Source organism: Adhaeribacter rhizoryzae (assembly GCF_008629685.1).
GTDB lineage: Bacteria > Bacteroidota > Bacteroidia > Cytophagales > Hymenobacteraceae > Adhaeribacter > Adhaeribacter rhizoryzae.
In genome coordinates this window covers 128,328-146,004 of record NZ_VWSF01000017.1, presented here as the reverse complement: position 1 = coordinate 146,004, position 17,677 = coordinate 128,328, and the positions used below count along the sequence as shown (strand labels likewise).

Annotated in this window: 14 protein-coding genes and 1 tRNA gene; 10 read left to right on the top strand and 5 right to left on the bottom strand. The window is 41.1% G+C overall.

The window, feature by feature from the left end; all coding sequences use genetic code 11:
* Positions 1-401: 401 nt before the first annotated feature.
* A complete protein-coding gene (locus tag F0145_RS18985; RefSeq protein WP_150090878.1) occupies positions 402-830 on the bottom strand; it encodes a tellurite resistance TerB family protein in 429 nt (142 codons plus the stop codon).
* A gap of 328 nt (positions 831-1,158) precedes the next feature.
* Between F0145_RS18985 and pfkA the strand changes: the two genes are divergently transcribed.
* A complete protein-coding gene (gene pfkA, locus F0145_RS18980; RefSeq protein ID WP_150090876.1) occupies positions 1,159-2,130 on the top strand; it encodes a 6-phosphofructokinase in 972 nt (323 codons plus the stop codon).
* 51 nt (positions 2,131-2,181) lie between these two features.
* Here the strand turns inward: pfkA and miaA are convergent, their stop codons facing one another.
* Positions 2,182-3,102, bottom strand: coding sequence for a tRNA (adenosine(37)-N6)-dimethylallyltransferase MiaA (gene miaA / locus F0145_RS18975; RefSeq protein WP_150090874.1), 921 nt, complete (start codon positions 3,100-3,102; stop codon positions 2,182-2,184).
* 302 nt (positions 3,103-3,404) lie between these two features.
* Between miaA and F0145_RS18970 the strand changes: the two genes are divergently transcribed.
* The 5 genes from F0145_RS18970 to F0145_RS18950 are packed head-to-tail and all read left to right on the top strand — an operon-like array spanning position 3,405 to position 11,673.
* The gene (locus F0145_RS18970; RefSeq protein WP_150090872.1) at positions 3,405-8,684 is read left to right on the top strand and encodes a PAS domain S-box protein; all 5,280 of its coding nucleotides are present in this window, start codon (positions 3,405-3,407) and stop codon (positions 8,682-8,684) included.
* A gap of 2 nt (positions 8,685-8,686) precedes the next feature.
* Entirely contained in the window at positions 8,687-9,064 is a 378-nt protein-coding gene (locus F0145_RS18965) for a response regulator (RefSeq protein WP_150090870.1), read from the top strand.
* Between the two features lie 9 nt (positions 9,065-9,073).
* Positions 9,074-9,349, top strand: a complete 276-nt coding sequence (locus tag F0145_RS18960) for a hypothetical protein (protein ID WP_150090868.1) — start codon at positions 9,074-9,076, stop codon at positions 9,347-9,349.
* The gene (locus tag F0145_RS18955; RefSeq protein ID WP_150090866.1) at positions 9,346-10,107 is read left to right on the top strand and encodes an MBL fold metallo-hydrolase; all 762 of its coding nucleotides are present in this window, start codon (positions 9,346-9,348) and stop codon (positions 10,105-10,107) included. The genes F0145_RS18960 and F0145_RS18955 overlap by 4 nt, the downstream gene beginning before the upstream one ends.
* A gap of 3 nt (positions 10,108-10,110) precedes the next feature.
* Positions 10,111-11,673: an NFACT RNA binding domain-containing protein gene (locus tag F0145_RS18950; protein ID WP_150090864.1), complete on the top strand. Its 1,563-nt coding sequence runs from the start codon at positions 10,111-10,113 to the stop codon at positions 11,671-11,673.
* Between the two features lie 182 nt (positions 11,674-11,855).
* Here F0145_RS18950 and F0145_RS18945 read toward each other — a convergent pair whose 3' ends face one another.
* Positions 11,856-12,140: a hypothetical protein gene (locus F0145_RS18945; protein WP_150090862.1), complete on the bottom strand. Its 285-nt coding sequence runs from the start codon at positions 12,138-12,140 to the stop codon at positions 11,856-11,858.
* An 824-nt stretch (positions 12,141-12,964) separates the two neighbouring features.
* Here F0145_RS18945 and F0145_RS18940 point away from each other — a divergent pair.
* Both F0145_RS18940 and F0145_RS18935 read left to right on the top strand, forming a co-directional pair.
* Positions 12,965-13,402, top strand: coding sequence for a hypothetical protein (locus F0145_RS18940; protein WP_150090860.1), 438 nt, complete (start codon positions 12,965-12,967; stop codon positions 13,400-13,402).
* Positions 13,399-13,755, top strand: coding sequence for a hypothetical protein (locus F0145_RS18935; RefSeq protein WP_150090858.1), 357 nt, complete (start codon positions 13,399-13,401; stop codon positions 13,753-13,755). The genes F0145_RS18940 and F0145_RS18935 overlap by 4 nt, the downstream gene beginning before the upstream one ends.
* 162 nt (positions 13,756-13,917) lie before the next feature.
* Here the strand turns inward: F0145_RS18935 and F0145_RS18930 are convergent.
* Positions 13,918-14,003, bottom strand: a tRNA-Leu gene (locus F0145_RS18930).
* Between the two features lie 225 nt (positions 14,004-14,228).
* Between F0145_RS18930 and F0145_RS18925 the strand changes: the two genes are divergently transcribed.
* Positions 14,229-14,810, top strand: a complete 582-nt coding sequence (locus tag F0145_RS18925) for an RNA polymerase sigma factor (RefSeq protein ID WP_150090856.1) — start codon at positions 14,229-14,231, stop codon at positions 14,808-14,810.
* Between the two features lie 66 nt (positions 14,811-14,876).
* Positions 14,877-16,010 (top strand): S1 family peptidase, encoded by a 1,134-nt coding sequence (locus F0145_RS18920; protein WP_150090854.1) that lies wholly within the window; start codon positions 14,877-14,879, stop codon positions 16,008-16,010.
* 184 nt (positions 16,011-16,194) lie between these two features.
* Here F0145_RS18920 and F0145_RS18915 read toward each other — a convergent pair whose 3' ends face one another.
* On the bottom strand, positions 16,195-17,658 hold the full coding sequence (locus tag F0145_RS18915; protein ID WP_190277596.1) for a glycoside hydrolase 5 family protein: 1,464 nt from the start codon (positions 17,656-17,658) through the stop codon (positions 16,195-16,197).
* Between the last annotated feature and the right edge of the window lie 19 nt (positions 17,659-17,677).

Genomic DNA, 17,677 nt, shown 5'->3' with positions numbered 1-17,677 from the left:
TTACCCTTTTGCGCGGTTGGAATTACTTCCAGCATATCTTGCACGGGTGGACCCTGGCCCAAAAATTTGTGTCCTAATCGTAGCCCTAATTTAGGGAAGGTGCCCGGAGGGCGGAAGGGTTAATCTGCGCCAGAAGAAAAGCCGCACCAGCAAATGCTAAAAAGGTCGGAAAAGTACCATTCAATACTAAAGCGTCCTAAATAGACAACAAAGAACCTATACTTTAAAATAATACCTGTTCAGCCTTCCTATGAAATATTACTAATAGGAATTGGTATTACTTATTACCTCGGAAAATTATCCATTTAAGAACTGACCAAAAAAAGAAAGAGCAAGCTTCAATAAAGCCTGCTCCTTTTTAAGGCTAGCAAATAAATACGGCTGCCGACGCCCTAATATTCTTAATATTTCAAAAAGGCTTGCGATTCACTTTTAATTTGTTCGCGGGTAAAACCGTCTTTTACGCCTACCAAAATTTTTCGGACTAACACGCCCACAATAGCTTTCCGGAAGCCTAGTTTACTGGCCATCATCATACAAAATTCCATCTCATTATCGTCTACAATGCCATCGGCCAGCATCATTTCCACTAAATCGTAAATCTGATCAAACCGCTCAGAGTCGTTTTCCGGTAAGTGCACCTGCAATTTTTCGCCGTTGGCAATTAGCGCACGTACATCTTCGGGTTTAAGCCCGTTTTTTTGCCCTACCGCAATAATATAATTCAGCTCAGATGCGTCTAAGTGTCCGTCTATCCGGGCCAAGGCTCCTAAATTAGCAATGTGGTTTTTAACGCGTTTGGTTTGTTCGCTTTCAAAAAAGTTAAACATATACGATGTCTTTAAAATTAACGCCCTGGTTTAAGTACACATTACTCCCAGTAAAATCAGGATTAAAAAATAAATAGAAGTTCAGAAATGTAAAACGCATTTTACCATCTCCTATTCTTTAAATTTAACCTTTTTTAGATACGGTATATACTTTTTTTAGTATATGTTTTCTATTTTTTTTTAAGCAACCAACCCCTATTGCAAATTGAATAATTTAGCCAGAAAACGGCCTTTTATTTAGATAAATTAAAGTAAAGATGAAAAACCTATAAAAATTAGAATTTAAATAGCAGTTATTTACTTAAATTGCTGGCTTAATTAATATCAGATGAAACGAATTGCAGTTTTTACCTCCGGTGGTGATTCGCCTGGCATGAATGCCTGTATTCGGGCAGTGGTCAGAACGGCTATTTACCACGGAATTGAAGTATACGGTATAAGAAAAGGTTACAATGGTATGATTAGCGGAGATTTTTACAAAATGGAATCTTCCTCCGTTAGCAATACCATCCAAAAAGGCGGCACTATTTTAAAATCGGCCCGCAGCAAAGAATTTATGACCCGCGAAGGCCGGGAAAGAGCTTTTGAACAATTAAAGAAATATGAAATAGACGGGCTGGTGGCCATTGGGGGTAATGGTACCTTTACCGGTGCCTCCATGTTTTCGGAAGAATTTGGCATTCCGATAGTGGGTGCGCCCGGCACCATCGACAACGACTTGTACGGCACGGATTATACCATTGGGTACGATACGGCGGTAAATACCGCCTTGGATGCTATTGATAAAATACGGGATACGGCCGATAGCCACGAAAGGGTATTTTTTGTGGAAGTAATGGGCCGCGACTCCGGTTACATTGCGATGCCTTGTGCTATTGGCGGTGGCGCCGAAATTGTGATGATTCCCGAAACGATTACGTCGATAGAACAGGTAATTGATACGCTGCGCAACGGTTGGGAACGTTCTAAAACTTCTTTTATAATTGTAATTGCCGAAGGCGACGAAGAAGGCAACGCGACCCAGATTGCGGCCCAGGTAAAAGAAGCCTTACCCCAAATGGATGCCCGGGTTACCATTTTGGGCCACGTGCAACGCGGAGGCGCTCCTACCGCCGCCGACCGTTTATTAGCCAGCCAAATTGGTATTGCCACGGTAGAAGGCCTGATAAACGGCAAATCCGATGTAATGGCGGGTATTGTAAATTCCCGGTTGGTTTACACGCCTTTTAAAGATACCATCAACAAAAAGAAAATTATTAACCAGCGGTTTGTCCGGATGGTTGAAATATTAAGCATTTGATCCTGCGCACTTTAGAATTTAATATTTTTTTATAAGCTTTTCTAATACTTTTCACCCGGAGTTTTGGGCTATACAGGTTAAAATACCTTCCCAGTCTTCCGGGTGAAACCATTTAAATTCCGGATCGCGCCGGAACCAGGTAAGCTGCCGTTTGGCATACCGGCGGCTGTTGCGCTTCAGCAACCGCACCGTTTCGGGCCAGTCTTGTTTTTCTTCCATAAAGTCGAATATTTCTTTGTACCCCACTGTTTGCAGCGCGTTATGCGCCCGGTACGGGTAAAGCGATTTGGCTTCTTCCATTAGGCCCATAGCCAGCATTTCTTCCATTCGTTGATCGATGCGTTGGTACAACTCGGCGCGGTCGCGGGTAAGGCCAATTTTAACTATTTTAAACGGCCGTTGCTTGCGACTACCAGCCCGGTAAACCGAATAAGGCTGCCCGCTGCTGTAACAAACTTCTAAGGCCCTGATTACCCGTTGCGGATTAGCCCGATCGACCTGTTCGTAATAGGCCGGATCTAATGATTGTAGTTGAGTTAATAAATTTTCCAGGCCCTGTTGTTCCAGTTGTAGCATTAAATTTTCTCTTACCGCTGGCATAATATCCGGCATTTCGTCTAAGCCTTCGCAAACCGCCTGAATGTACAACCCGGAGCCACCGGTTAAGATTATTGTTTGTTTTTCCCGGAATAGCTTATCTAACAAAGCCAAAGTATCCGCTTCAAAGGCGCCGCAGCTATATTCCTCCGTAATACTATGGGAGTTGATAAAATAATGCTTTACAGCGCTTAATTCTGCTGCGTTGGGCTTGGCGGTTCCAATATTCATTTCGCGGTAAAACTGCCGCGAATCAGCCGAAATAATATTAGTATTTAGTTGGCGGGCCAGTTTCAGGCATAATTCGGTTTTACCTACGGCGGTGGGCCCGGCAATAACCACCAGAACCGGACCTGCGTAATTCTTATGATGCATCAGGATTTTAGTGTAAAATTAATATGTATCGCTAATTACAGACGTAGAACAAATTGGGCAATTTTTTAAAAATTAGGAGCTTACTATTTTATAAAAATATTATTCAACTGATAATACAATTACTACCAACGTACATACTGCAACAATCGAGCATAAATTTTAAAGCAAAATATTAAATTAAGAAGCTAATGGTTGTTTATTTGCTTATATTTTTTGAATTTTAGACTAAATTTGCCAAGGAGCTGTTTTACAAGGAACATATTGTAAAACTACAAATCGGGCTCTACAAACAAACTTACTATATGCGCGTAAATCCAGTATCGTATCCAGTATTTTCGGTTACCGAATTAGCTCAAAATTTATTGCAACTTACCTTGCAATTAACTGGCTCTCAACAAAAGTTATTGGTTTGCGCACCCGATGGCATTATTTTGGCCGCAACACCTTCGGCGCAGAAAATTATTACGCTCGATCAGGTTGCGGGCGTAAATATAAGCAATGCTTTTTCGGCGTTAGATAGAAAAAAATTAACGGATGCATTTCTGAAACTTCCGCAAAAAAAACACGCCCGGCTAAATGTTAACGCACCCAGCAATCATAAAGCAGAACTAAGCCTGCATTTCACGTACATTCAGGATTACGAAAGCCGGGCTTTTGTTTGCTGTACCTTATCGGATAAAAGCCCAGATGGTAAAGTATTAAATTCAGAAAAAATTACCGAAGACAACTATAAAGAAATATTTGAAAACAGCTTTGAAAGCGTTTGTATTTTAGACGCGCAAGGCCATATTTTAGAACTGAATAAAGCAGCCTTGCAGCTATCTTCGTACCGGAAAGAAGATTTGCTGCACAAACCCATTTCGGAAATTCTGGAATTTAACCATTTCGAAAGTTCTTTTTTCCAGAAACGGTTAAACCAAGCCTTAAATGGCAATATTCAAAAGTTCGATTCCTGGTTTAAAGGGAAAAACCAGGAACTGATTACCGTAGAAATAGTATTAACACCTGGTTATTTTCAGGGCCAGAAAGTTATTATTGCCAGTGCGGTCGATTCGCTTGATCGCTTAAGCACCGAACAAAATATCCGGCTGCGCAACGATCAGCTAGAATTTGTAAACTTTTTGTTTTCGCACCTGCCCCGCTTTAAAACTACCGAAGAAATTCTGCAGTTTACCCTGGAACAATTAATGGAAAAAACGGTCATTATTGGCGGGGGCATTTATTTATACCAGGAAGCTGATCATAAATTAAACTTATTATCGGCCACGGGCACTAACCATTTAATATTAAATAAAAATCCGGTGGTGGCACTTAACCCGGCGCTGCGCGGCAAATTAATACCCAAAGCAATCCGCGAATCGGCGAAGCTGCTTAACCAGAATTTTGAGCGCCTGCTGGACTTAAAAAACTTTGTACTAATGCCGGTTAGTTCCGATACGACCTGCATTGGGGCCCTGGTTTTATTTTTGCACAATCCTAAAAAAATTACCTTTTCGTTTACCTCGCTCATAGATACCATTGGTAACGAAATAGGGCAATATATTACCAAGCACGAACTAAACCAACAGTTAAGTTACTCCGAAAGCAAATACCAGGCGTTGTTCGATTCGTCGCCGGATGCCATTATTTTGAGCGATGGTTTACAAATAGCCGATTGTAACCGGGCAACCCAGTTTCTGACCGGTTTAACCCGGAATATATTAATAACCAAAACGTTGCCCGAAATACTGGGCAATAACAATCTGAAGGAAGAAGAAAAAATAAATAATTACCTGCAAGAAGTAATAAATAATGGCGGCGATGTAAAATTTGAGTGGAAAAGAAACCATCCGGAATTACCTCCGCTCGAAACCGAAATAAGTCTTAACCGGATATTAATCAGCGGTAAATTTTATATTCAAACCATCATCCGGGATGTAACCGAACTAAAACAAACCCAGTTAGCCAAGCGCAACGAAGAAATATTAACCGAATCGATAAACCAGTTCCGGGAATTTATCAGTAAAGTCGAGATGGCTTACATTAGCCTCGACTGCGAAGGCCGCATAAAATACCTGAACCATTATTTTGAGGAAATATTGGGCTACCGGGCCGAGGAACTGGTTGGGAAAGATTACTTTGAATTATTTATTTCGGATGCGGAGCGCCCCGAGCGGAAAGAGCAGTATCTGAAAATGATTTGGGAGCGGAAGCTGATTGACCATTTTGAACGGGATATTCAATCTAAGACCGGCGAAGTAAAGACCTTTTTGTGGCAGCGCATGTTTGAGTACGATGCCAACGGCAATATTTCGGGCATTATTAGCTTAGGAAAAGATATTACCGATAAAAAGCTGGCCATGGAGGCCCTGAAAGATAACAAGAGCCGCCTCCAGGATATATTCGACAACGCCCACGATTTAATCCAGAACGTATCTACCGATAACCGGTTTATATTTGTAAACAAAGCCTGGCAAGATAAACTGGGCTACGATGATTACGATATTGAAAAATTAAGCCTGAACGATATTGTACACCCGTACTACAAAGCCAAGCTTATTTACCAGTTGCGCAACCTGTACAAAGGCGAAAATGTAAATAAAATAGAAACGGTTTTCCTAACGAAACAAGGCAAACCGGTGCACTTAATTGGCAGTATAAACTGTACCTGGCAAAACGGCAAAGCGGTAGCCACCCGCGCTATTCTGCACGATATTACCGACCGGATTAAAGCCGAGCGGCTGCAAAAAGTATATTACAGCATTGCCAACTTAGCTATTAGCAGCAAAGACTTACAATCGTTGTACGGTGCCATACACCGGGAGCTTAGTAAAATTATAGAAACCAATAATATTTACATTGCCCTCTGCGACGATGAGCGCACCCAGCTAAACTTTGCGTATTACATCGATCAGCATAAGCCTATTACTAACTTCGAAATTGAACGGCCTTATGCCAATGGCATATCGGAGTATATTATAAACCTGGGTAAACCTTTGTACATGCTCCGCGAAGATTTGGTAGAGTTAGAAAACAAAGGGCTGCTGCAGGTAAAAGGAATAATGCCGGAAGTAATATTGTGTTCGCCGTTAATGGTAGGCGAGCGCACCATTGGGGTTATTGCCGTGCAGGATTACCGCAAGCAAGAAGCTTACGTAAGTTCTGATATTGAAATATTGCACTTTATTTCGAACCAGGTGGCATTGGCTATTGAACGCAAACGCAATGAAGTACAAATTAATAACCAAAATGCCCGGCTAAAAGCAATATTCGAAAGCGGCTCACATTTAATGTGGTCGCTTAACCGTAATTATTTATTTACTTCTTTTAACCAGAACTTTGCTAATTTCTTAAGCGACCACTGGGGCATTGAAGCACAATTAAATAGCCAATTCTTCGATAATTTAGCTATATCAACGAACAATCAGAGTTACAACCAGGCGAACGAGATACATATATGGGAAGAATTATTCGATAAAGTATTTTCAGGGCAACCCTGCCACTTTGAATTAAGAATTGCTATTCCGGATGGCCAAATAAAATGGCAGGAAATTTTCTTAAACCCGATTTACCTGGAAGACGGTTCTTTCGAAGAAATATCGGCTATGGCGCTGGATATTACCGAGAAAAAATTCTCGGAGCTAGCTTTACAGGAAAACGAAGAAAAATTCCGGAGCATATTTGAGTCTTTCCAGGACTTGTATTATCAGACCAACTTAGATGGCCTGGTTACTTTAATGAGCCCTTCGGTAACCGAGATGCTGGGCTACACGCCGGAAGAAGTAAAAGGCATGCCGGCGATAGACTTTTATGCCGACCTTACCGATCGCGAACGGCTCATGCAAAAACTAAAAGAAAACGGCCGGGTGCGTAACTTTGAAGCTACCTTAAAAGGCAAGGATAACTCTTTAAAAGATGTTTTATTAAACTCTACCCTGGTTTACGATAGCGAAGGCAATGTAACTGGTTATGAAGGCGTAGCCCGCGATATTTCGGATATTAAAAAAATTCAGCTGGAGTTAATTAAAGCCAAAGAATTAGCCGAAAGTTCTTTGCAGGCCAAAACCTTGTTCCTGGCAAACATGAGCCACGAACTACGCACGCCCATGAACGGTATTATTGGTATGATCGATTTGTTGTTCCATACCATAAAAACCGAAGAACAGCACGAATACGTAGATACCTTGCGTAAATCGTCGGAGGCGCTATTGGCTATCTTAAATGATATTCTCGATTTCTCTAAAATTCAGGCGGGTAAACTTACCCTGAACGAAACGGGCATTGATTTACATTATACCTTAAGTAAGGTACACAATTTATTTGTGAACCGGGCGCAGCAGAAAAATTTACGGTTTAATTATTACATTACACCGCACACGCCGCAATTTATTCAAACCGATGAAAACCGCCTGCTCCAGATATTATCGAACCTGACTTCCAACGCCATTAAGTTTACGAATAATGGCAGCGTGCACATAAACGTTTCGAGCATTAGCAACGATGGCGAGTTTAGCACCATTATGTTCCGGGTAAAAGACAGTGGCATTGGCATAACCGAAGAAAACAAAAAGCTGTTGTTTACCAATTTTACCCAGCTCGATAATACCTCCACCAAATCGTTTGGCGGTACGGGTTTAGGTTTGGCCATTTCTAAGCAATTAAGCGAGCTGCTGGGCGGCGAAATCAGCGTAGATTCGGTTTACGGCGAAGGCAGCACTTTCTGGTTTACCATTAAATGCAAGCTGGTAATAAACGAAGAAGAAATTAGAGAAATTATTGGCGGCCAACAACCAGGCGAAGGGACAGAAGAAGTAGAACAGTTTGCCACTACTCCGTATGTGCTGCTGGTAGATGATAATGCCATTAACCAAAAGGTAGCCGAGAAAATTTTAGTACGCCTGGGCTGCAAAGCCGATATTGCCTCGAACGGTTTCGAAGCCATTGAACAAGCCGCTACCAACGCCTACGACATGATTTTTATGGACATTCAGATGCCCGAAATGGATGGGGTAACGGCCACGGCCGAAATTAAAAAAGTGCTTGGCGCTTCGTGCCCACCCATTATTGCCATGACGGCTTACTCCATGAAAGACGATGCCGATAAATTCTTAGGGCAGGGCTTGGATGATTATGTATCTAAACCAATTAAAGAAAGTATTCTGCACAACGTAATTAAAAAATGGTTTATCGATAAAAAGAACGAAAACCCGTTTGCCGTTGAAGCCGAAGTAATACCAACCGATGAACCGGAAGCAGCAGAACCCATTTTGGATGATGCCATAATTGACCAAATGCGTTTACTGGGCGGCGATGATTTTGCTAAACAATTGTACGATGAATTTACCGAAGAAACTGATCCGTTGCTGCAAGAAGCCGGCGAAAAAGTGGCTGAACAACAGTATAACGATATTTTAGGTATATTACACCAGTTAAAAGGCACCAGCTCTACCTTAGGCATAAATTTATTTGCCGATATAGCAAAAAAATTAGAACATAACATTAAAAAGAAAGAATTATCTAACGTAAATGAAGATTTTGCATTACTTTTAGAGCATTATTCTAATTTCAAGAAAGTCTATCCGAAAAAATTTACTCACTATTAAAAATGGCTGATACGAAAACAATTCTCATTGCTGAAGATAGCTCTGTTATTCTTAACCTGACTAAGAAAATTCTGGAGCTGCAGAATTATAAAATAGTAACCGCCAAAAACGGAAAAGAAGTTATAAACCAGGTAGAAAAGCAAAAAATAGATGCAATTCTGATGGATTTAAATATTCCGATTAAAAACGGTATGGAGTGTACCCGCGAAATCCGCAATCACGAAAATAAAGAAATTTCTAGCGTGCCTATTATTGCGGTTACCGGAAACGCGAATAATTATACCATGGAAGAATTTAAAGAAGCCGGTATTAATGCGTATTTGCCTAAGCCTTTAGATTTCGACATGCTGGTGCAAACCGTAAAACAATATGTATCTTAATCCGCGAGGATGGAGTTAAAGTATACCCGTTCTTTTTTAGCCCGCCTTGAAGATATTTTTTCCGAATCAGACTATGTGCTGCGGTACGAAAAAGGCAACTTCAAGGCGGGTTATTGTTTAATCAAGGACATGAAAGTGGCCATTGTAAACAAATATTTCCCGTTAGAAGGCCGTATTAATTGTTTGTACGATATTTTGCGTAATATCCAGATTAATACCGACAAGTTAGGAGAGAAAAGCCTGGAACTGTATCAGGAAATATGTAAATCAGGAGAACTTAAGTGACCGTTACGTTTCTAGGGACCGGTACCTCCCAAGGTGTGCCCGTTATTGGTTGTGAATGCGACGTTTGCCGGTCTTTAGACTTCCGCGACAAACGTTTACGGGTATCGGTGCACCTGCAAATAAACGATAAAAGCATTATTTTTGATTCTGGTCCCGATTTCCGGCAGCAGGTTTTACGGGAACGCATTAAAAAATTAGACGCGCTTTTGTTCACCCACGAACATAAAGACCACACTTCCGGCCTCGACGATATCCGCGCCTATAACTTTATGCACAACTACGACATGCCCCTGTACGGGGAAGAGCGGGTGATTAATCAGTTAAAACAAGAATTTTCGTATATTTTCTCCGGCCATAATTACCCCGGCATTCCGCGAGTTAAACTTTTTCCTATTACCGAAGAACCTTTCGATTTATTTGGCACCACTGTAATTCCCATACGGGTAAAACACTACAAATTGCCGGTGCTGGGTTTCCGCATTAATAATTTCACTTACATTACCGATGTAAATTATATTGCAGATGCCGAATTAGCTAAAATTGCCGGTTCCGAAGTAATTGTGCTGGGTGCTTTACGCAAAGAACCACACATTTCCCATTTTTCGTTGGGCGAAGCCGTTGAACTGCTCAGCCAACTAAAACCCCGGCAAGCTTATTTAACGCATATTAGCCACTTAATGGGGCTGCACCACGAAGTAGAAGCCGAATTGCCTGATTTTATTAATTTGGCGTATGATGGTTTAAAAATAGCATTATAGCCTGTGCACAATAATTATTATTTTCTCCGGCAACTAACGCCTGCCCTGGAGCAAAAACTCCTGCATTTTAGGGTAGCCGCCTGTTTTAGCCAGGAGAAAGATGAACTGGTTATTGGTTTTACCAACGGCTCCGAAGATTTTTATATTAAAGCCCAATTATCACCTCAATTTTCCGCCTTATCGTTCCCAGCCACTTTTAACAGGGCCCGGGCCAACAGCGTCGATCTTTTTCCCCAAATTATTGACTTAAAGGTACTGACGGTGGTGCAACAACCCAACGAGCGCAGCTTTTACCTCCAACTCGAAAATAACCTAGCGCTGCTGTTCAAATTATTCGGCAACCGATCTAATATTATTTTATTTAGTGGCGATGAGGCTGTTACTATTTTCCAGAACAAGCTCCAAAAAGATTTAGATTTGCGCCTGAGCCAGTTGGGCCGGAATTTAGTTGTTACGAAAGAAATATTTCTGGAGAACCAACACCGCCTGACCAGCCTCTATCCTACCCTCGGCGATGTGCCCATTCTTTATTTAAACCAACTTGGTTACCAGCAGGCAGCACCTGAACAACAATGGCAACTACTGCAAAAAACCATGCAGACGCTGGAAAATCCAACGTATTATATAGCTAAAATAAACGGCCGCACCCGTTTGTCACTTTTGCCTTTGGGCGAAATCAGCGGAACTTTTACCGACCCTATTACGGCCTTGCAGGAATTTGTGCGGGTATATTTAACCGAAAATTATTTTGAACAACATTACACAACCCTGCACCAACAGCTTACCAAAAAGTTAGCTGGTTCGCAAAAATATGTTGAGGAGGTAGAATACAAAATGCTGGAGTTGGAGTATGATACTACCCTGAGCCAAACCGCCGACCTGATAATGGCCAATTTAACCAATATTACGCCGCAGGCCACCGAAGTTGAGGTATTTGACTTCTACAACAACACGCAAAAGAAAATCACCTTACCTAAAAAAGAAACGCCGCAGAAATACGCCGAGCGATTGTACAAAAAAAATAAAAACCGGCAAATAGAGTTACGCTACTTAGCAGATCGCGCAGAAGCAAAAAAAGCCGAAATAATTAAGCTGCAAACGCTACTCGAAAAATTAAACAACATCAGCACGAACCGCGATTTAAAGGCTTTTATAAAAGAAAACGATTTATCCCTGGCTGGTCCCCAAGAAGAAACCTTATCGCTTTTTAAAACTTTTGAAACAGGCGGATTTAAAATATTAGTGGGTAAAAACGCAAAAAATAACGATTTGCTTACCCAAAAACATAGTTACAAAGAAGACTTGTGGCTGCACGCCAGAGATGTAGCAGGCTCGCATGTAATAATAAAATACCAATCAGGTAAAACTTTTCCGGAACCCGTAATCGAAAAGGCGGCGCAGTTAGCCGCCTGGTATTCTAAACGCAAAAATGATTCGTTGTGCCCGGTACTGTACACGCCCAAAAAGTTTGTCCGGAAACCCAAAGGTGCCGAGCCCGGCGCAGTGTTTATAGAGCGGGAAAAAGTTATTTTGGTTAAGCCGCTAAATCCTTTCGAACAATATTAATTTATTTAAGCGCATTACTAGTTTACCGTTTATCAGGTAACTGCTTGCCTTTACCTGAACAGTTGCGCTACGGTAATATTGCCGAAGAAAACTTAATTGTTTATTCCTCGCTAAATTCGGCAAAATATAAATATTGCCAGTATTTAGATTTACCCGGCTAGAAAATAAAGTTTTATTATTTATTAATTAACCGGGCTTATACCCGGCTTAAAGAACGTATTGCCCAGGTTAAAGCCAGCTCTTTGTAAGCTTGCTTTTAAACTCGTCTTTACCGATGGCACTTCGGTATTGGTTTTAATAGGTTTTATAATTGCCATTTCGCTCTCGTAAGCAACAGCTAACTCAAACCCTGGTTTATTACGTTCAAAGTAACGCATAAAAGGGCCTACAGCCATTTGTGATAATTCAATGGTATATCCCTGGCTTAAGAAATTTAATCCGGCAGATGCTGTAGAAGGTCTTTTCATAGAGTGCTCGTTTTGTTTACGGGTGTAAATTAATAAATATTTCTTTACCGCAATACACTCAAAGCAATTTTTTATATTTTTTTAATCAAAAAGCACTTTCATTGAGCATTAAGTAGTTTTTAATTGCACTTAAATTATATTAAATTTATTTAATATACTATATAATGGACAACAGCAATCTTAGTAATATTAAATATTATTACTGATATTGCTTTAACCTGTTTCTTTTATTATTGTGCTAACCTATTTATAACAATATCAATCAGAAAACTTTTTAATTTAGAATACCAAAAACCAGAAGATTAGTTGAGAAAATAAGCATAGCAGCAAGCGCGAATAATAATATAATACTTGTACAACATAACTGCGAAAAGAAAGAAGGCTTAAGTAAATAGAAAAAAGCAGCAGTGTGTTAAAGAAAGATAGTCGTAAAAACGATACGTGATGTGCTAAATCAATATTCCTATTTAAGGTAAAGGTCTATTTGCAACAATTAATTTGGATGTATTCAAATTAAATTTACTTACTCCTTTGTTAGCTAATGTTAGTTTGTAATAAGGCTGTGGTTGAATAGAGCCTGTATTTATTTGTGAAAGAGAATTTTAAAAAGCATAACAAAACACTATTAAATATTGTATAATAAAAATATTTATTATAACTTATTATATTTAATCGTAACTAAGCCTTTAATCAATAGCCAGGTACTATCCGTTATAATTTATTAAAGCTGATTACCAGTAATATTTAGGTTATATGACACTTCACCGCGTTTTTCGGGAATTATGAGCTACTATCCGACGAATTTTATTTAAAAAAAGGACACCATGGGCTTTAAAGTAAATAAAGCTATCCTAACATTATTTTTATTGTTGGAATCAGCCATTGTTTTGGGCCAAGATTCTTTATCGAATGCTCCTTATACCGAAGGAGGGAGTTCTGCCAATGCCCCTTATCCTGAGCCTGCGGAAACCACCGAAGTGGTGGCGCTCCCCATAACGCGGCTTGAATTCCAATTATCTTTATACGTCCTGACTTTCGGAATTCTGGTAATTCTCCTGGAAATATACCTAATCCGAAATAAAAATATTAGCTCCGAAGACACAATAAAGTTTGTTATTATCACCATTATTATTGTTAGCACCTTATTTCTCATTACAGCTGGTTACAGCAACGACCAGATTGCCCCGGCTGTTGGTTTACTTGGCACCATTGCCGGGTATCTTCTCGGCAGAATAAATTCACCTAAAAAGGACGAACAATGAAACCAGTTAAGGCTATAGTTCTGGTAGCAGTTCTGTTGTTAATAACGCTTAACAGTTTCGGGCAAGCGGTAGGCCGACGTATAAGCGAAACCACTTTAGGCATATACAATAATTCGGACAGAACTTTAAACTTCGAATTAGGGCCTAATAAACGGGATGTTAAAGCTTATAGCATAAGTTCGCAGGAGAACTGGATTAGCCCCAATTACTCCGTAAAATCAAAACCGGTATTCCGGATTAAGACGGCAGAAAAGACAAAAAAATATTCGGTGAAGTTAAATAATAAGTATATGATTTTCTGGAACAACCCTAAAAAGGCCTGGGATTTAACTAAAGTTAAAACGGACAGCTAATTACCATAAAGCTTAAGTAAAAGGTTAATATTTGTGCAGTTAAAGCAGGTCAGAGGCTAATTAGAAGTTAAAACTGTGCTGCGAGTAGTAAAGCGAACTGTAAAACAAAAAGGCCTTGCATTTCAGGGCTGAACCCAGACTGCAAGGCCTTTTGCTATTATTTGGTGCGCGCGGGGAGATTCGAACTCCCACACCCGTAAGGCACCACCCCCTCAAGATGGCGTGTCTACCAGTTTCACCACGTGCGCCGGTAAATATTGCTTTTTTGCAATGCCCAAAGGTAATAAGCATTTGGTAAGTGTGCAAGTGCGCGCCTACCCACATTCGTACTTTTTCGTTTTGATTTTGAATTATCTTATCCCAAATTTGATTTTATAATTACACCAACCAGACCTGTATTCTAAATATTTTAGAAATAATAAAATATTGTGGGTTACAAAAGTATAGCCACGGGTATTAAAAGAAGAGCGTAAATGCCTAACGTAGTTTATTTTTCAGAGGAGGCTTTACTGGCGGGAATTCGCAGAGAAGACGAAACGGCAGTGGCTTATCTCTACAAGCAACATTACCCAATGGTTTTGCATTTTGTGCTGAGTAATAACGGTACCGAAGAAGAAGCCAAAGATATTTACCAGGAAGCGGTTATTCTTTTTATTGAAAAAATCAGGGAAGAAACCCTGGAACTGAATTGCCTGATAAAAACGTATTTGTATTCGGTTTGCCGGCGGCTTTGGCTTAAACGACTGGCCTTTAAAAGCCGGTTTGGCGGGGCGGTATCAGAATCTGACACGTTTGTAGATGTGGCCGATGATGTTGTGGAATACGAAGAGCGGGAAGCTTCTTTTACCAAAATGGCAGAAGCCTTGGTTTTGGTGGGCGAGCCTTGTAAAACCTTGTTAGAAGATTTTTACATGCAGGATTTATCGATGCAGGAAATAACTGAAAAATTTGGTTACACCAACGCCGATAACGCTAAGAACCAGAAATATAAATGCCTTTTACGTTTAAAAAAATTATTTTTTAATCTCTATAAATCAGAGGTTGAGCACGAATAAAAGGTTATACAGTATTAGCCTAACAAAAAAGATTTACTGCAGCACTTAAGTAAATCAATAATTATTATGAAAGAGTTAGAAGCTTTTAAGCAAATAGAACGTTTTTACAATAATCAACTAAACCCGGAAGAGCTGGCTCAGTTTAAGCTGCTTTTAAAATCTGATCCGGATTTTGCGGAATATTACCGCCAGTACCAGCAACTGGATGGCACGTTGCGTTTTTATTCGCGTCGCAAAGCTTTAAAAGAACAGCTTACATCTATTCACCACGAGCTGGAAACATCACCGGAAAGTGCACCCGCTACCGATAGAAAAGTAATTACGCCTTTTGGCGATAAACAAAAACGCAAAATATTCTGGAATCAGCATTATGCAACCATAGCCGTGGCAGCATCGGTGGCTATTTTAACCGTTTTTGGTACTCTCATGAGTATAGATGTGTGGCGTTCAATGGGTAAGCAGCAAAATGCCCGTTACACCGCACTCCGCCGCGAAGTAGAGAAAATTAAAAATAGTCAGCGGGCTATTGCCAAAGGCATTTCGGGGGTTGCTAACTCGGGCGCGGCCAGGCCCATACCGGCTAATTTTAGCGGTACCGGTTTTGCTATTAGTTCGGATGGGTATTTGGTAACAAGTTACCACGTAGTAAAAGATGCCGATTCGGTTTTTATTGAAAACCAAAACGGGCAGCGTTATAAGGTTAAAAATATTTACCGCGATCAGGCCCACGATTTAGCTATTTTAAAAATTGACGATGCCGGTTTTTCTTCTTTCGGTTCTTTGCCTTACTCGTTTAAATCTGATTTAAGTGATTTGGGCGAACGGGTTTATACGTTAGGTTTCCCGCGGGAAGACATGGTTTTCGGCGAAGGCTCGGTTAGTTCTAAAACTGGTTTCGAAGGCGATACTACTTCTTACCAGATTTCCATACCCCTTAACCCAGGTAATAGCGGCGGGCCTTTACTCGACAACCAAGGCAACCTGATTGGAGTAATCAGCGGACAACAATTAGATCAGCAGGGCGCTTCTTTTGCGGTAAAATCGGCTTACCTGAAACAACTGGTAGATCAGCTTTCCCAGGATTCACTCGATTCGCCGATAAAATTATCAAAGAGAAATTACCTGGCCGGGGCCAGCCGCCCGGAACAGTTGAAAAAAATAAAAGATTACGTTTTTATAATTAAGGTATACAATAATTAACTGAAACTACGTAGTAGGTCAGGAAAGATTAACTTTTGGTACCTCTAACCCATCTCTGTCATTTAGGAGGAAACTATTTAGCAGCCTGCCAAAGAGTTTCCTCCTGAATGACAGAGATGGATTGCTTAAACTTCTAATATTAAAACCATTGCCTAATATCAGTAAGTAAGAACTCCTTCATTATTTAATTCATCTTTACCACCGCCAGCGCTACATCGGTGCCAACTTCTACTCCTTCCAAAAATAAGCAACCGGCAATTTTATTTTCCACACGTTCTTGCTTTAGTTCGGTGCCGGTAACTGTATCCCAGAAATAAACTGCATAATGTCCCGCTTCCAAACCGGGAATGGTAACTTCAACTTTATCCGGGTGAGCGGGTTTTACCACCAGGCCATTTTTTAATTTATCTTTCCGGAGCAGCCACACTAATACCTGTTGCGCATCGCCACAACCAAAAACCGCAAAATTAAGAGAAGAAACTTGTATTTCGTGGTTCAGGTTGCGCCGCTTAAAATTTACCCAGTTAATATAGGGCAGAAACTTCGCCATGTTTTGCTGGGCCACGCGCATGCCGGGCGTTAATACATGCGGATGCCGGTTGGGCCAGCGCATACCGCCGCCTGCCCCGCCCGAAGCCAAGTGCGCCCATTGGATATGCCGAAAATATTCATCGTCGAAAGGTTCGGGCAAGGTCCGGTGCAAATCTTTAAAGGCATGAATGGGCCCGTGTTCGCTGTCGAAAAAAGGCTTGGGTTTCTGAATATGTTCGATGGCCTCCCGGACTAAGGTGCCGGTACAAATAGCCGATGCTACCGTATCTTTGGGGTGGTTAATGGTTTTGGCATCATAGAAATGGGTAGTAGCAAAATCGAGCTGCGGGTGACGGAATATGACATCGGCAACATTGGGGTGCTCCTGCAAAATTGGGCCGAATAAAGAAATGGTTTGCAAATGCGATCTGCCGTATAACCGGGTTTCAATTTCGCGCAAATGACTGCTTAATTCGTTTACAAATGCGTAGAAAGTATCGGTAGAGTTGCCCGCGTGGGCCGGATGAATCTCGTTCCAGATATCCCAGGCAAATAAAGCGCCACTGCCACCCCAGCGTTCGGCTGCAAAAGTTAGCCGCCCTTTTATAGCTTTTAAAGTGTCGGGGCAGAGCAGCCATTTCGAACGACTCTTACATGGTCCGCCTTGCGCACGGTTATACGGGTGGTGTTTCCACCGAATCCACATCCAGAAAGTATCGTAAGGCGTAAGCAAAATGCGCAAACCGTGCTTTTCGCATAAGGAGAATAAATCGTCCCAGAGTCGCACCATGTTGGGCTGAAATTTTCCGGCTGGCCGCTCAATATAACGGTTCTCGGTTTGGCAATATTCCAGCATAAACCGCAAACAGGTAACGCCGTGCGCCACCAGATAAGCCAAATGATCCTCTACGGCTCCCATATCTTTGCGCCGGAACAGCCCCGCAAATTCGGGCCAGGTAACGGCATCATTTTGCCCAATAGGCGTCCAGGGCTTACCTTCTTCCGTTATAAAATAAGGACTATCCGGGGCTACCTGAATCCAGGGTAAACTTACCTTTTCCCTACTTACTTCTTCTTTAACTTCTACCAGGCTGGTTTCTGAATTCCGAAAAAACATATAAATTTAAAATGCTGCT

What these genes read in the sequence shown, in the direction of transcription:
- F0145_RS18925 (WP_150090856.1), top strand. Translation starts at nt 14,229, where the DNA reads ATGCCTAACGTAGTTTATTTTTCAGAGGAGGCTTTACTGGCGGGAATT.
- miaA (WP_150090874.1), bottom strand. Translation starts at nt 3,102, where the DNA reads ATGCATCATAAGAATTACGCAGGTCCGGTTCTGGTGGTTATTGCCGGG.
- F0145_RS18915 (WP_190277596.1), bottom strand. Translation starts at nt 17,658, where the DNA reads ATGTTTTTTCGGAATTCAGAAACCAGCCTGGTAGAAGTTAAAGAAGAA.
- F0145_RS18940 (WP_150090860.1), top strand. Translation starts at nt 12,965, where the DNA reads ATGGGCTTTAAAGTAAATAAAGCTATCCTAACATTATTTTTATTGTTG.
- F0145_RS18960 (WP_150090868.1), top strand. Translation starts at nt 9,074, where the DNA reads ATGGAGTTAAAGTATACCCGTTCTTTTTTAGCCCGCCTTGAAGATATT.
- F0145_RS18985 (WP_150090878.1), bottom strand. Translation starts at nt 830, where the DNA reads ATGTTTAACTTTTTTGAAAGCGAACAAACCAAACGCGTTAAAAACCAC.
- F0145_RS18945 (WP_150090862.1), bottom strand. Translation starts at nt 12,140, where the DNA reads ATGAAAAGACCTTCTACAGCATCTGCCGGATTAAATTTCTTAAGCCAG.
- pfkA (WP_150090876.1), top strand. Translation starts at nt 1,159, where the DNA reads ATGAAACGAATTGCAGTTTTTACCTCCGGTGGTGATTCGCCTGGCATG.
- F0145_RS18935 (WP_150090858.1), top strand. Translation starts at nt 13,399, where the DNA reads ATGAAACCAGTTAAGGCTATAGTTCTGGTAGCAGTTCTGTTGTTAATA.
- F0145_RS18920 (WP_150090854.1), top strand. Translation starts at nt 14,877, where the DNA reads ATGAAAGAGTTAGAAGCTTTTAAGCAAATAGAACGTTTTTACAATAAT.
- F0145_RS18965 (WP_150090870.1), top strand. Translation starts at nt 8,687, where the DNA reads ATGGCTGATACGAAAACAATTCTCATTGCTGAAGATAGCTCTGTTATT.
- F0145_RS18970 (WP_150090872.1), top strand. Translation starts at nt 3,405, where the DNA reads ATGCGCGTAAATCCAGTATCGTATCCAGTATTTTCGGTTACCGAATTA.